A 13,601-nucleotide genomic window follows, 5' to 3' on the forward strand; every position below is an offset into this window, starting at 1 on the left:
TTAAACTAGCGGTGTAAGTTTTGATGCGTCCAGACCCCATCGCCCAGACCGACGAGGAGCGCAGTGCCCCGACCCCGCCAGCCCCGGCTCACCCGGCAGCTGATCGTCGAGACAGCCACCGCGCTGATCGACGCCGAGGGCCTGCCCGCCTTCTCCACCCGCCGGCTCGCCGCCGCGCTCGGAGTGCAGGGGCCCTCGCTCTACAACCACTTCGCCACCAAGGACGAGATCCTCGACGCGGTCGCCGACGGGGTCACCGGCACCGTCGACACCAGCGGATTCGTCAGCCGGGACTGGGTCGCCGCTTCGCGTGACTGGGCGTGGTCGTACCGGCGGGCGCTCACCGCGCACCCGAACATCGTGCCGTACCTGGCGCAGGGCCCGGGTCGACGACCGGCCGCCCTCGCCATGGCGGACGCGGTCTACGGTGGCCTCGTCCGCGCCGGCTGGCCGCCGGCCCGGGCCACCCACATCGGCGCGGCGCTGCGCTACTTCGTGGCCGGGTCGGCGCTCGGCTCGTTCGCCCGCGGGTTCGTCGAGGACCCCGAGCTGTACGCCGCGCACTATCCGCACCTGCGCCAGGCGCACCGGCTCGCCGAGCACCAGCAGAGCGTGGACGAGGGTGCCTTCGCTCTCGGCCTGGACGCGCTGCTGCACGGCCTGGTCGCCGAGTACGACCGCACCGTCGGCCCCCTCGGCACTGTGGAGTCTGGCCAGCCCAGCGGGTAGCGTCCAAACTCCCAGCGCTAGTTTAGCCGCCACCGCCCGCCGCACATCCCACCACCGATCCCGGTCGCCATCGCCCGTCGCCCACCCTCGAAGGGACGCCATGGACCTCGCCGCCCCGCCGTCACCGCTGCCCGACCTCCTGCGCCTCCGGCGCCACGTGCACATCGGCGGCGACTGGACGCCTCCCGCCGGCACCGACGTGATCGAGGTGGAGAGCCCGAGCACCGGCGACATCGTCGGGCAGGTGCCCGCCGGTACGGCGGCCGACGTGGACGCCGCCGTCGCCGCCGCCCGCGCCGCCTTCGCGGGCTGGGCGGCCACCGCGCCCGCCGAACGCTCCGCTCACCTCGACCGGCTGTACACGGCCCTCGCCGCCCGCGCCGACGACCTCGCCCACGCCATCGCCGTGGAGCAGGGCTCGCCGCTCAAGCTCGCCACCCGCGTGCAGGTCGGACTCCCGCTGACCGTGCTGCGCGACCACGTGGCGCTCGCCGCCCGCCCACCGGTCGAGGAGACCATCGGCAACTCCCTCGTCGTCCGCGAGCCGATCGGCGTGGTGGGCGCGATCACCCCCTGGAACTACCCCCTGCACCAGGTGATGGCGAAGGTGGCGCCCGCGCTCGCCGCCGGATGCACGGTCGTGCTCAAGCCCAGCGAGCTGACCCCGCTGACCGCGTACCTGCTCTTCGACGCGGTCAGCGAGGCCGGCCTGCCGCCGGGTGTGCTCAACCTGGTGCCCGGCACCGGCGCGGTCGTCGGTGAGGCCCTGGCCGGACACCCCGACGTCGACCTCGTCTCGTTCACCGGCAGCACCGCCACCGGCACCCGGATCATGCGCAGCGCCGCCGACCGGATCGCCCGCGTCGCGCTGGAGCTGGGCGGCAAGTCCGCCAACGTGATCCTTGGTGACGCCGACCTGGCCGCCGCGGTCAAGGTGGGCGTGGGCAACGCCCTGCTCAACTCCGGTCAGACCTGCACGGCGTGGACCAGGATGCTGGTGCACCGCGACCGGTACGACGAGGCGCTCGACCTGATCGCGAAAGCGGTGGCCGGCTACCGGCTCGGCGACCCGTTCGACCCGACCACCCGGCTCGGCCCGCTGGTCTCCGCCGCCCAGGCCAAGCGGGTACGCGGTCACATCGACCGGGCGCTCGCCGACGGCGCGCGGCTGGTCGTCGGTGGCCCGGACGCCCCGGTCCCGGCGCGCGGTCACTTCGTCGCCCCGACCGTCTTCGCCGACGTGCACCCGGACAGCGCGCTCGCCCAGGAGGAGGTCTTCGGTCCCGTCCTCGCCGTCATCCCCTTCGACGACACCGACGAGGCCGTGGCCATCGCCAACAACTCGCGCTACGGGCTGGCCGGCGCGGTCTGGTCCGCCGACACCGAGGCGGCGCTCGCGGTGGCGCGACGCCTGCGTACCGGGGCCGTCGACATCAACGGCGCGCCGTTCAACCCGCTCGCCCCCTTCGGCGGCTACAAGCAGTCCGGCCTCGGCCGGGAGTTGGGCACGCACGGGCTCGCCGAGTTCTGCGAACTGAAGGCGATCCAGCGATGACCGGTCCCGAGCTGTCCCCGGCCGCGCCGGGAGGTGTCGAGTCGGCGTCCGCGCCGGTCGTCGTTCGCGCGCTGGTCGCGCGCGGGCCCGGCGCCGAGCTTCGGGTCGAGCGGGTACGTCTGCCCGCCCCCGGCCCCGGCGAGGTGCGGGTGACGATCCGGGCGGCCGGTGTCTGCCACTCCGACCTGTCCATGGTCAACGGCACCATCGCCGCGAGGTTTCCGCTGGTCCTCGGGCACGAGGCGACCGGGGTGGTGGCCGAGGTCGGGCCGGGCAGCCGGCTCGCGATCGGCACACCGGTGGTGCTGAACTGGGCGCCGGCCTGCCGGGCCTGCTGGTGGTGTCAACGCGGCGAGCCGTGGCTCTGCGCCGACACGACGGCCCCGACCGTGCCGCGTGGCGAGACCGAGGACGGGGTCCCGCTGCACCTGACGCTCGGTCTCGGCGCGCTCGCCGAGGCGGTGGTGGTGCCGGAGAGCGCTGTCGTCCCGATCCCCGCCGGGTTGCCGCCCGAGCAGGCCGCGCTGCTCGGCTGCGCGGTGCTCACCGGCCTCGGCGCGGTCCGGACCACCGCCCGGGTCGCGCCCGGTGAGTCGGTAGCTGTCGTCGGGCTCGGCGGGGTCGGCCTGGCCGTGCTGGCCGCGGCCCGCCGGGCCGGTGCCACGACGATCCTGGCCATCGACGTCGCCGAGGCGAAACGGGACCTGGCCCTCGCGGCCGGGGCGACCGACTTCCTGCTCTCCGACGACCGGCTCTCCAAGGAGGTACGGGCGCGCACCGAGAGCCGTGGCGTCGACCACGCCTTCGAGTGCGTCGGTCGGGCCGCCACCATCCGGGCGGCCTGGCGACTCACCCGTCGTGGGGGCGGGGTCACCGTGGTCGGCATGGGCGCCAAGGACGACATGGTCAGCCTCGGCGCGCTCGACATCTTCCACTCCGCCCGTACGCTGCGCTCCTCGGTGTACGGCTCGTCCGACCCGGACCGGGAGGTGCCGGTGCTGGCCGGCGAGCTGGCCGACGGCACGCTGGACCTGGGTGTGCTGGTCAGCGGCACGATGTCGCTGGACGAGGCGCCGGTCGCGTTCGACCGCTTGGCGCGGGGAGAGGGCGCCCGCTGGGTCGTCACGCTGGACTGACTCGTGGTGTGATCACGATGTCGACCCTGAGGAGGAGAACTGTGGGGCGCAGCGCGATCATCTTCCACGGGACCGGTGGTAGCCCGGACGTCGCCTGGTACCGCTGGTTGGCGGGGCGGCTGGAGGCCCGGGGTTACGGGGTCGAGGTGCCGCATCTCCCGGGCATCAACGTCGAGCCGATCGCGACGTTCCTGCCGACGGTGCTGGCCGGGCGCCACGTCGACGAGGACACCGTTCTGGTGGGCCACTCCGGCGGCGCGGCACTGCTCCTGGCGCTGCTGGAGCATGTCGAGGTGACCGTGGCCCAGGCGGTCCTGGTCGCCGGCTACTGCACCCGGCCCAACACCAGCGAGGAACCGGTTCTGCAGGAGCGCTACGACTGGGAAGCGATCCGGTCGCACGTGCGGGACATCTACTTCGTCAACTCGCGTGAGGACCCGTACGGCTGCGACGACCGGCAGGGACGGGCGATGTTCGAGCGGCTCGGCGGCACCCAGATCGTGCGGGACGACGGCCACTTCGGCGACTACGACCAGCCGTACGAGCGGTTCGAGCTGCTCGACCGACTCATCCCCTGACGCTTGTCACATCCGCGCCCGCAGCACGTCGACCTCGCAGCCGGGCGCCGATGGGTCGAAGCCGTGCTCGGTCAGCCAACGGATCACCACCAGGCTGCGCCACGACCACCACGCCCGGATCACGTCGAGGTCCACGTCGTCCCCGTAGCCGGCGACGACGTCGCCGAGGTGCTCCTCGTGCCCGAGAGTCAGAATGGCGAGGTCGAACAGGGCGTCGCCCCGGCTCGCCTCGGACCAGTCGAGCACGCCGGTGATCTCGTCACCGTCGACGAACACGTGGTCCGCCTGGAGGTCGCCGTGGGTGAACACCGGTGTCCACGGTCGGAGCGCCGTCTCGGCGATGTGACGGTTGCGGGTGACCAGGTCGGTGGGGAGAGCGCCGTTCGCGACGAGCCATGCGCACTCACGGTCGAGCCGCGTGGCCAGTTCGTCGAGGCTGCGACCGGGCCAGGGCGGCAGCGGCGCGTCGTGCAGCGTCCGTACGGCGGCGCCCGCCGCGGCCCACGCCGTCGCCGGCGCGGTCGACGGTTCACCGAGGCGGCCGAGCGCCCGCCCGCGTAGGGCGGCGAGCGCGAGCACGGGCGGGTTGCGCCACAGGACCTCCGGGGTCGGCACGGGTGCCAGCGCCATCGCCGCCACCTCGACGTCCACGTGATCCGGATCGGCGTCGATCTTGAGGAACATGTCGCCGACGCGCACGGTCGCCCGCTCCTGGTGGGCGACGACGACCTCGATCTCCGGCACGTCGGCCATTCTCGCGGGATCGACCGCCGAGTCCCCACTGGTTTTCGCGCCGGAGTCGTTGCAGCGGTGGAATGCCTAGCACTACTATGCATCGTACTTCTAGGTAAGAGCGGGAGGTTCCGTGAAGGTCGCCAAGGACCTGGTCGCGGCGTCGGCGACGCCGATGGTGCTCGGCATCCTGACCGAGGGTGAGAGCTACGGGTACGCCATCCTGCGGCGGATAAACGAGTTGTCCGGAGGTGAGCTGGACTGGACCGAGGGGCTGCTCTATCCGCTGCTGCACCGGCTCGAGCGTCTCGCCTTCGTGGAGTCGAGCTGGCAGGCGGTCGCCGGCGAGCGCAGGCGCAAGTACTACCGCATCACCGACCGGGGCCGGGCCGAGTTGGCCGAGCAGCGCCGACAGTGGGACACGGTCGTGGGCGCGCTCAAGGAGGTCTGGCACGACCGGATGCCCCTGCCCGCGCGTCCGCTGGAGGGTCTCGCGTGACGGCGTACGACGGTCCGCGGGAGTTGGAGGCGCAGGTCGCGCAGTGGCGTCAGTACGTGCTGCGGCGCGGGACGCTGAGCCCGGCCGACGTCGACGAGCTCGAAGATCACCTGCGCGGCTCGGTCGACGCGCTCGTCGCGGCGGGTCTCAGCTCCGACGAGGCGTTCCTGGTCGCGGTCAAGCGGATGGGCAGCCTCGACGAACTGTCTCGGGAGTTCGCCCGGGAACATTCGGAACGGCTGTGGAAGCAGCTCGTGCTGACCGGTGACTCCGGCGACCCGGCCGCCGGTGCGCGCTCCCGCCGGGACCTCTGGATCATGTTCAGCGCGGCGGTCGGCGCGGTGGCCTCGGTCAAGGTGCCCGCGCTGTTCGGGTTGACCTTCGACGACGACGGATCGTTCTACACGCGTAACGTCACCCTGTTCGCGCTGCCCTGGCTGGCGGCGTTCCTCGCCTGGCGTCGGCGAGCGCAGCCGGTGGTGATCGCGGTGCTGGTGGCGTTGTTCGCCCTCGGCGCGGTGGCGGCCAACGTCTACCCCCTGGCGGGCGACTCGCAGTCCATTGTCGTCACCAGCGTCCACCTGCCGATCGCGCTGTGGCTCGTGGTGGGTCTGGCCTACGTCGCGGACGACTGGCGTTCCACACGTCGACGCATGGACTTCATCCGCTTCACCGGCGAGTGGTTCATCTACTTCGTGCTGATGGCCCTCGGCGGCGGAGTGCTCGCCGCGTTCCTGTTCGCCACCTTCCGGGCCATCGGGATCCTCCCGGAGGCGTTCGTCTCGCAGTGGCTCCTGCCCTGTGGCGCGGCGGCCGCGGTCGTGGTGGCCGGGTGGCTCGTCGAGGCCAAGCAGAGTGTCGTCGAGAACATCGCGCCGGTCCTCACGCGGCTGTTCACCCCGCTGTTCACGGCCGCGCTCCTCGCCTTCCTCGTCGCCGTCGTGTGGACCAGTCACGGCATCGACGTCGAGCGCGAGGCGCTGATCCTGTTCGACCTGCTGCTGGTCGTGGTGTTGGGGCTGCTGCTCTACTCGCTCTCGGCGCGCGATCCGCTTGCCCCGCCCGGCGCGTTCGACAAGCTCCAACTCGCGCTCGTGGTCAGCGCGCTGGCCATCGACGTACTGGTGCTCTTCGAGATCACCGGACGCATCACCGACGACTACGGCGGCACGCCCAACCGGGCGGCGGCGCTCGGTGAGAACGTGGTCCTGCTGGTCAACCTCGCGTGGTCGGCCTGGCTCCTGCTGAGCTTCGTCCGTCGGCGGACACCGTTCGCGGCGCTCGAACGCTGGCAGACCGGTTACCTGCCGGTGTACGCCGCCTGGGCCTGGATCGTGGTCCTCGTCTTCCCGCCGTTGTTCCACTACGCCTAGCCGAGCAGGTCCGGTCACCGCGGCCGGGGGCGGATGCGGTGCTGAGCGGTATACCGCAGAGGAATGAATATTCCTCCGAGGTATACCGCTCCTGGGCACATTCGCCTGGCCGGCCCGGCGGCCGCGTCACTTACCGGTGACGATGCCGGGGTTGATGCACAGGCCCGGGTTGGCGCCGTTCTTCTCGGCGATCTCCAGGCAGCGGGTCACCTTGTCGACCTTCGCGTTGGTCTCGGTGATCTGCTTGGAGATCTCGGCGTTCTTGCGGTCCTGCTCCAGGTTGCGGGTCTGCGCCAGCTTGTCCTGGAACGCCTTGATGTTGCCCTCGGTCTTGTCGTCGTGGTTGACCCGCGTGATGGTCACCGACAGGATGTCGACGTCGGTGGCGAGGCGGTTCTCGCCGCTGGTCTTGATGTTCGCCGCGAACGGCTTGAGGTCCACGTTCAGGTCACCGGTCCGCGCGTCGATCTTCTCCAACGGGTTGTACGCGGCGAACGCGTCGTTGACCGCGCTGTCGAGCTGCACGCCCACCCGCTGTCCCCGGAAGCTGTCGAAGTCGCCCTTGTAGTCCATGAACTGCTTGGGCGCGTTCTCCGGCTTGACCTGCCACTCGATGAGCACCTCGACGCAGGCGTCGGCGAGTGTCCCCGTGCGTACCCGGACGCAGTTGTCGCCGCCGATGTGGTCGTACTTCTGTCGGCCCGCGTCCCACTCGCCGACCTTCTGCCAGGGGGCCACCCACTTCAGGCCGGAGCCGGTCACCTCGCCGGTGGGCTTGCCGAAGCTGGTCACGATGCCGACCGAGCGGATGGGCACCGAGTGGGCGCTGGAGGCGAGGCCGACCAGCAGGGTGAGGGCGACGAAGCCGAGTGCGGCGAGGGCGGCCACCCGCTTGAGTGACCGCGCGGGGGCGACGAGTGCCAGGACGGCGCAGACGGCCAGGGCGACGGCGAAGACGATCGCCATGGTGAAGCCGACAGGCATGGGATGGAGGGCCTTCCGCTGGGCTGTGTGGATCATCAATCTAGGAGGTCGGGTCAAGTCGGGCCGCGCCGGTAAATTCCGCGCCGGGCGCATCCGCCGCGCCCACTCGCGGCGAACCCCGGGTAGAGAACACCTATCCGGGGGTACGCCTGTGCTGACCGATCCGATGCCGGCCGACGCCGTGCAGACCGCGCTCAAGCGGGTCTCGCTGGCGGCCGAGGACCTGGACGGTAACCGTGTCGCCTCGCTGATGCTGGAGCTGGCCGCCGAGTGGGGCGTGCCGGCGCTCTGGGAGCAGGTCTGCCAGCCACTGCTGGCGCGCCTGCCGGGGCGCGACGCCGCCGAGATCGCCGTGGAACACGCCCTGTCCGAGGGCGTCCGGGTGGGGCTGGACGTCCACCGCCGGCAACCCGGGCGGTCCCTGCCGACCGGTGGGGTGCTGCTCGCCGGCGCCGACCGGGAGGCGCACTCGCTCGGCCTGCACGCCCTTGCCGCAGCCCTGCGGGAGCGGGGGCGCGGCTGCCTGCACCTGGGGTCCGCGCTGCCGTGGCCCGCGCTGACGAGCGCCGTGCGCCGGGCGCGTCCGTACACCGTCGTGCTGTGGTCGCAGACGCCGGTGACCGGCCGCGCGTACCGTCTGGTGCGCTTCGCCCGGGATTTTTCCCACCTGCGGGTGTACGGCGCCGGACCGGGCTGGATCGAACCCCTCGCCGCGCCCGCAGGCCACCTGGGCGCGCTGCCGGCAGCCGTCGACGTCTGCCTGGCCGAGCCGGAGCCGGCGGAGTGGCGGCACGCGGAGACGTGACGCGGACCACTTGCGATACGAAACAGTTCCGTATCGTTAATGGCGGTCGTACTCTGGTCGCCGTTACGAGTCTGGCCCGTATCGTATTGCTGAGCGGGTGCAACCGGGGGGAGAACCGGGCATGGAGCTGCACGACAACACAGGACACCCGAGGAGGTGGGCGATCCTGGGGGTGCTGGTGATCAGCCTCCTCGTCGTCGTCCTCGACAACACGATCCTCAACGTCGCCCTGCGCACGCTGGCCGACCCGGTGCACGGCCTCGGGGCCAGCCAGGGCGAGCTGGAATGGGCCATCAACTCCTACACGCTGGTCTTCGCCGGCCTGCTGTTCACCTTCGGGGTGCTCGGCGACCGCGCCGGCCGCAAGCGCTTCCTCATGATCGGGCTGGCGCTGTTCGGCCTGGCGTCGCTGCTCTCCGCGTACGCCGACAGCCCCGCGCAGCTCATCGCGGCCCGCGCCCTGATGGGGGTCGGCGGCGCGGCCATCATGCCGGTGACGCTCTCGATCATCTCCAACGTCTTCGACCCGCGTGAGCGCGGCCGGGCCATCGGCGTCTGGGCCGGCGCGGTCGGCCTGGCGGTGGCGATCGGCCCGATCCTCGGCGGCACGCTGCTGGAGCACTTCTGGTGGGGCTCGGTCTTCCTGATCAACGTCCCGGTGGTCGTCGCCGGCGTGATCCTGGTGGCGCTGCTCGTCCCCGAGTCGCGTGACCCGCGTCCCGGCCGCGTCGACCTGCTCGGCGTGCTGCTCTCCGTGGTCGGCCTGATCGCCCTCTCCTACGGCATCATCGACGGCGGCGAGCACGGCTTCGACCGCCCGGTGGCCTGGGGTTCGATCGTGGTGGGTCTCGCCGTGCTGGCCTGGTTCGTGCGGCACGAGCTCCGCTCCGACCACCCGTCGCTGGACGTCCGGCTGTTCAAGGTGCCGCGCTTCGCCGCGCCGGTGGCCATCGTCGGCCTGGTGTTCTTCGCCGCGATGGGCGTGATGTTCTTCAGCTCGTTCTACCTGCAGCTGGTCCGCGACTACAGCCCGCTGCAGACCGGTCTGCTCTTCCTGCCCTTCGCCGGCGCCCAGCTGGTCTTCGCACCGCGCAGCGCGGCGATGGTCCGCCGCTACGGCGGCCGGGCGGTCGCCGCCGTGGGGCTGGGGCTGACCGTGGTGGCGCTGGCCGCGTTCGCCTTCATCGGCGCGTCCACCCCGATCTGGGTCGTGCTGGTCGTGTTCTTCATCCAGGGCGTCGGGATGGCCAACATCATGCCGCCGGCCACCGAGTCCATCATGTCGGCGCTGCCCCGTGAAAAGGCTGGCGTGGGCTCCGCGGTGAGCAACACCGTCCGTCAGGTGGCCGGCGCGCTCGGCGTGGCGGTCCTCGGCTCGGTGCTCAGCGCGGTCTACCGCAGCGACGTGGGTGACGCGCTGACCGGCCTGCCCGCGCAGGCGCAGGACGCGGCCAACGAGTCGATCTCCGGGGCATACGCGGCCGCCGGACGACTCGGACCGGCGGCTCCCACGCTGATCTCGGCAGCCAACGACGCCTTCGTCACCGCCATGCACTGGGCGGCGGCACTGTCCGCGATCGTCGCGGCCCTCGGCATGCTGGTGGTGCTGCGCTGGATGCCGGGTCGCGACGCGCTTGCTCCGGCGTCGGCGGCTCCCGCCGCCGAGCCCGAGTTGGCTGGGACGGCCTAGGTTCCGGGACAATGTCCGACATGACGTCCACCGCCGATGCTCCGCGGTCGCCCGGGCGACCGCGGAGCCTCCGCGCCGACGAAGCGATCGTCGAGGCCACTCTCGACCTGCTCGCCGAGGGCAGCACCATCGAGGCGCTCTCGATCGAGGCGATCGCCACCCGCGCTGGCGTCGGCAAGGCCACCATCTACCGCCGCTGGGCGGGCAAGGACGCGCTGCTGATCGACGCGCTGCGCCGGCTCAAGGGCATCATGCCGCAGCCGACCGGCAACTCCGTCCGCGACGACCTGCTCGTGCTGGTCGGCGCGGTCGGGCAGAACGTCGACCCCCGCGCGGCGAAGATCATGCCGTGCCTGGTGCCGGCGGTGAACCGCAGTCCGGACCAGTTCCAGCTCTACCAGAACATCATCGAGCCCCGGCGGCAGCTCATGCGCGAGGTGCTGCGGCGCGGCATCGACGAAGGGCTGCTACGGCCCGACATCGACGTCGAGGTGACCATGGCGCTGCTCACCGGGCCGATGCTGATCCAACGCGTACTCCAGTGGAACCCGGAGTTGGACGACCGCAACCTGCCGACGCAGGTCGTCGACGCCGTCCTCGAGGGCATCCGCGCCCGCTGACCCGACCGCGCCCTGGCCGCTCTCTCGACCGTGTGTCGGGTCAGCCCGCCGGGGCGCGCAGCCGATGCAGGCGCAGCGCCAACTGCACCTCCAACGCCCGCTCGGGTCGCTGCCAGTCCGCGCCCAGCAACTGTCCGACCCGCTCCAGCCGCTGCGTCACCGTGTTGACGTGCACGTGCAGCTGCTCGGCGGCCCGGGCCAGGCTGCCGCCCACCCCGAAGTACGCCTCCAACGTCTTCACCAGTGCCGTCCCGCGCCGGGCGTCGTAGTCGACGACGGGCCCGACCGTGGCGGTGAGGAACTGGGCCACGTCCTTCTCGCCCCGGTCACCCACCGTGCCCAGCAGCAGCCCGACGAAGCCCAGCTCCGCGGTGCTCGCCCCCTGACCGGCACGGCCCAGCGCGCCGAGCGCGGTGAGGCAGCGGTCCGCCTCGTGGAACGTTCCCGCCAGCGCCGTCGGCCCGGTCGCCGGCCCACTCGCCCCGGCGGTCACCGGCCGGCCCGTCACCCGCGACAGGTCCCGCGCCACCGCTCGGGCGCTGCCGCCGGCGTCCTGGCCCGGCAGCATCAGGACCACCCGACCGTCGCGCGCCGCCGCCAGGCCGCCCCGCGCCGAGGCGTACGTGGTCGCCCAGGAGAGCACCCGCTGCCGAGCCGAGCCGGTCGCCGCGATGGCGTCATCGCCCACCGCCACCAGCACGTGCGGCGCGTCCAGGTCCACCCCGAGCCGGCGGGCCCGGCTGCGCAGCGCGTCGGTGTCGCGCAACGGGCGGGCGATCAGGTCGTCCAGCAGCTCGCCACGCACCCGCCCCTCCGCCTCCGCGACCGTCCGGCGGAACAGCAACAGCAGGGCGGTCACCAGAGCGGCCCGCTCCAGGATGCGCTGGTCGGCGTCGACCAGCTCGTCGTCGGGGCGCAGCACCAGCGCGCCCAGGTTCTCCGTGCCGGCCACCACCGCCGCGTACCACAGTGGACCACGGCGCACGCTGCGTCCCTCGGTACGGGACGCGGCCACCGCCTCCACGATGTCCGCCCGCTCGGGCTCGTCGATCTCGCCGACCCGGGCCAGCAGGCGGCCCTCGGCGTCCAACGCCAGCAGCGCCCCGCCCAGCACGTCCGTCACCGCGGCGGCCACGTCCTCCACGCCGCCGCCCCGCAGCACCAGCGCGGTCATCCGGTCGTGCGCCGCCGCGGCCCGCTCCACCGAGCTGCTGTGCGCCCGGATGGTGGTGTTCGCCGCCGACAACTCGGCCAGCGCCGCACGGGTCTCGGCCAGCAGCCGGGCCGTGTCGATCGCCACCGCGGCGTGCGCGGCGAGGGAGACCAGCAACGCCACCTCCTCCCGGGCGAACGGCCGGGCCGAGCGGTTGGCCGAGTAGAGCACCCCGATCGAGGTGGAGCCGAGCCGCAGCGGCACACCGAGGATCGCCACCAGGCCCTCCTCGCCCACGCCGGCATCGATCTCCCCGGTGTGGTGGAAGCGCGCGTCCTCGCCGTAGTTGGCGGTGACGTACGGCGCGCCGGACTGGGCCACCAGACCACCCAGGCCGGCGCCCATCGGCAGCCGCAGACGCTGGAAGCGTGCCGAGACGGACCCGTCGGTCACCCGCATGTAGGTGTCGCCGCGCTCGTCGTCGTTGAGCGTCATGTACGCCACGTCGGCGCCCAGCAGGTTGCGCGCCCGGTGCACGATCGCCCTTAGCACGTCGTCCAGGTCACGCAGCCCGGCCAGGTCGCTGACCGTGTCGTACAGGCCGGACAACTCGGTCTCCCGGCGACGGCGGCGCTCCAGCAGCGCGCGGACCCGCAACGCCACGGTCTTGGCCTGCTCCAGCTCGGCCAGCCGGTCCGCAGGCACCCCGGCGGCCCGCGCGGCCACCAGCGGACCCTCGAACTCCACCGCGGCGGCCTCGCGGGCGAGCAGTTCGAGGAACTCCACCGGCGACGACATGGTCGACATTGTGCTCGGGCCCACTAGTTGGCCGTCCAGCCCCCGTCGAGAGCGATCGACGCGCCCGTGATGAAGGACGCCGGAGGCGAGCACAGGTATGCCAGCAACTCGGCCACCTCCTCCGGCTCGATCAGCCGCTTGACGGCCGCCCGGGCCAGCATGATCTTCTCGACGACCTCGGCCTCGTCGATGCCGTGGCTGGCCGCCTGGTCGGCGATCTGGCTCTCCACCAGCGCGGTCCGCACGTACGCCGGGTTGATGCAGTTGGCCGTCACCCCGTGCGCGGCACCCTCCAGCGCCACCACCTTCGACAGCCCTTCGAGGGCGTGCTTCGCCGAGACGTACGCCGCCTTGTACGGCGAGGCACGCAGGCCGTGCACCGAGGAGATGTTGACGATCCGGCCCCAGTTCCGGGCGTACATGTGTGGCAGCGCCCGGCGGATCAGCAGGAACGGCGCCTCCACCATCACCCGCTGGATGTACTCGAAGCGCTCGACGGGGAAGTCCTGCAACGGCGCCACGTGCTGGAGACCCGCGTTGTTCACCACGATGTCCACGTCCACGTCGAGGGATTCCACGACCGCCGTGTCGGCCAGGTCCACACCCTCGGCGCGCCCGCCGGCCTCCGCGGCCACGGCCTTGGCCGCCTCCAGGTTCCGATCCACCACGAGCACCTTCGCCCCGGCCGCGGCCAGGCGCAGGGCGCACGCCCGCCCGATGCCACCGCCGCCTCCGGTGACCAGGGCGGTCCGGCCGGCGAGGTCGACCTGTACGACGTGGGGGACCGCCACGGGTTCTGCCGTCATGGCGCAAGAAGTTACGAGCTGTGTCTCCGCCGGCACATGGGCCGGGGCCACATACTCCTGGGCAAAGCTGTGTGCCCGCCGGTTGGTCATCCTGGGTCGCCGAGTGGTCAAGACCCGCGCAACGTCCCCGATGGTGCTGTCTC

General features: G+C 72.2%; 13 protein-coding genes. 9 read left to right on the plus strand and 4 right to left on the minus strand.

What is annotated here, in order from left to right; genetic code table 11:
- Positions 1-63 precede the first annotated feature (63 nt).
- From ABZU91_RS28890 to ABZU91_RS28905, 4 genes are all read left to right on the plus strand, one after another.
- Positions 64-729, plus strand: a complete 666-nt coding sequence (locus ABZU91_RS28890; protein WP_355247114.1) for a TetR/AcrR family transcriptional regulator C-terminal domain-containing protein — start codon at positions 64-66, stop codon at positions 727-729.
- 100 nt (positions 730-829) lie between these two features.
- A complete protein-coding gene (locus ABZU91_RS28895) occupies positions 830-2,284 on the plus strand; it encodes an aldehyde dehydrogenase family protein (protein WP_355247116.1) in 1,455 nt (484 codons plus the stop codon).
- Positions 2,281-3,420, plus strand: a complete 1,140-nt coding sequence (locus tag ABZU91_RS28900; protein ID WP_355247119.1) for an alcohol dehydrogenase catalytic domain-containing protein — start codon at positions 2,281-2,283, stop codon at positions 3,418-3,420. Before ABZU91_RS28895 ends, ABZU91_RS28900 begins: the two co-directional genes overlap by 4 nt.
- A gap of 41 nt (positions 3,421-3,461) precedes the next feature.
- Positions 3,462-3,998 carry an alpha/beta hydrolase gene (locus tag ABZU91_RS28905; protein WP_355247122.1) on the plus strand — a complete coding sequence of 179 codons (537 nt, stop codon included), beginning with the start codon at positions 3,462-3,464 and terminating at the stop codon, positions 3,996-3,998.
- A gap of 6 nt (positions 3,999-4,004) precedes the next feature.
- Here the strand turns inward: ABZU91_RS28905 and ABZU91_RS28910 are convergent, their stop codons facing one another.
- Positions 4,005-4,751: a phosphotransferase gene (locus ABZU91_RS28910; RefSeq protein WP_355247125.1), complete on the minus strand. Its 747-nt coding sequence runs from the start codon at positions 4,749-4,751 to the stop codon at positions 4,005-4,007.
- A 112-nt stretch (positions 4,752-4,863) separates the two neighbouring features.
- On the opposite strand from ABZU91_RS28910, the gene ABZU91_RS28915 reads away from it, so the two are divergent.
- Positions 4,864-5,229 carry a PadR family transcriptional regulator gene (locus ABZU91_RS28915; RefSeq protein WP_355247128.1) on the plus strand — a complete coding sequence of 122 codons (366 nt, stop codon included), beginning with the start codon at positions 4,864-4,866 and terminating at the stop codon, positions 5,227-5,229.
- A complete protein-coding gene (locus tag ABZU91_RS28920; RefSeq protein WP_355247131.1) occupies positions 5,226-6,602 on the plus strand; it encodes a permease prefix domain 1-containing protein in 1,377 nt (458 codons plus the stop codon). Before ABZU91_RS28915 ends, ABZU91_RS28920 begins: the two co-directional genes overlap by 4 nt.
- 126 nt (positions 6,603-6,728) lie before the next feature.
- Here the strand turns inward: ABZU91_RS28920 and ABZU91_RS28925 are convergent, their stop codons facing one another.
- Positions 6,729-7,586, minus strand: a complete 858-nt coding sequence (locus ABZU91_RS28925) for an SPFH domain-containing protein (RefSeq protein ID WP_355247134.1) — start codon at positions 7,584-7,586, stop codon at positions 6,729-6,731.
- A 151-nt stretch (positions 7,587-7,737) separates the two neighbouring features.
- On the opposite strand from ABZU91_RS28925, the gene ABZU91_RS28930 reads away from it, so the two are divergent.
- The 3 genes from ABZU91_RS28930 to ABZU91_RS28940 all read left to right on the plus strand — a co-directional run bounded on the left by ABZU91_RS28930 (position 7,738) and on the right by ABZU91_RS28940 (position 10,701).
- Positions 7,738-8,391: a transcriptional regulator gene (locus tag ABZU91_RS28930; RefSeq protein ID WP_355247137.1), complete on the plus strand. Its 654-nt coding sequence runs from the start codon at positions 7,738-7,740 to the stop codon at positions 8,389-8,391.
- Positions 8,392-8,512: 121 nt separating this feature from the next.
- Positions 8,513-10,081, plus strand: a complete 1,569-nt coding sequence (locus ABZU91_RS28935; RefSeq protein ID WP_355247140.1) for an MFS transporter — start codon at positions 8,513-8,515, stop codon at positions 10,079-10,081.
- Positions 10,082-10,092: 11 nt separating this feature from the next.
- Positions 10,093-10,701: a TetR/AcrR family transcriptional regulator gene (locus ABZU91_RS28940; protein ID WP_355247144.1), complete on the plus strand. Its 609-nt coding sequence runs from the start codon at positions 10,093-10,095 to the stop codon at positions 10,699-10,701.
- 40 nt (positions 10,702-10,741) lie between these two features.
- Here ABZU91_RS28940 and ABZU91_RS28945 read toward each other — a convergent pair whose 3' ends face one another.
- The gene (locus ABZU91_RS28945; protein WP_355247147.1) at positions 10,742-12,661 is read right to left on the minus strand and encodes a helix-turn-helix domain-containing protein; all 1,920 of its coding nucleotides are present in this window, start codon (positions 12,659-12,661) and stop codon (positions 10,742-10,744) included.
- A gap of 14 nt (positions 12,662-12,675) precedes the next feature.
- Complete coding sequence (locus ABZU91_RS28950) at positions 12,676-13,458, minus strand: 3-hydroxybutyrate dehydrogenase (protein WP_355247150.1); 783 nt, start codon at positions 13,456-13,458, stop codon at positions 12,676-12,678.
- Positions 13,459-13,601: the final 143 nt, after the last annotated feature.

Source organism: Micromonospora sp. NPDC005174, from assembly GCF_040608495.1.
Taxonomy (GTDB): Bacteria; Actinomycetota; Actinomycetes; order Mycobacteriales; family Micromonosporaceae; genus Micromonospora.

Coding starts and splice junctions, on each gene's coding strand:
- ABZU91_RS28895 (WP_355247116.1), top strand. CDS start 830: ATGGACCTCGCCGCCCCGCCGTCACCGCTGCCCGACCTCCTGCGCCTC.
- ABZU91_RS28900 (WP_355247119.1), top strand. CDS start 2,281: ATGACCGGTCCCGAGCTGTCCCCGGCCGCGCCGGGAGGTGTCGAGTCG.
- ABZU91_RS28910 (WP_355247125.1), bottom strand. CDS start 4,751: ATGGCCGACGTGCCGGAGATCGAGGTCGTCGTCGCCCACCAGGAGCGG.
- ABZU91_RS28925 (WP_355247134.1), bottom strand. CDS start 7,586: ATGCCTGTCGGCTTCACCATGGCGATCGTCTTCGCCGTCGCCCTGGCC.
- ABZU91_RS28935 (WP_355247140.1), top strand. CDS start 8,513: ATGGAGCTGCACGACAACACAGGACACCCGAGGAGGTGGGCGATCCTG.
- ABZU91_RS28940 (WP_355247144.1), top strand. CDS start 10,093: ATGTCCGACATGACGTCCACCGCCGATGCTCCGCGGTCGCCCGGGCGA.
- ABZU91_RS28945 (WP_355247147.1), bottom strand. CDS start 12,661: ATGTCGACCATGTCGTCGCCGGTGGAGTTCCTCGAACTGCTCGCCCGC.
- ABZU91_RS28950 (WP_355247150.1), bottom strand. CDS start 13,458: ATGACGGCAGAACCCGTGGCGGTCCCCCACGTCGTACAGGTCGACCTC.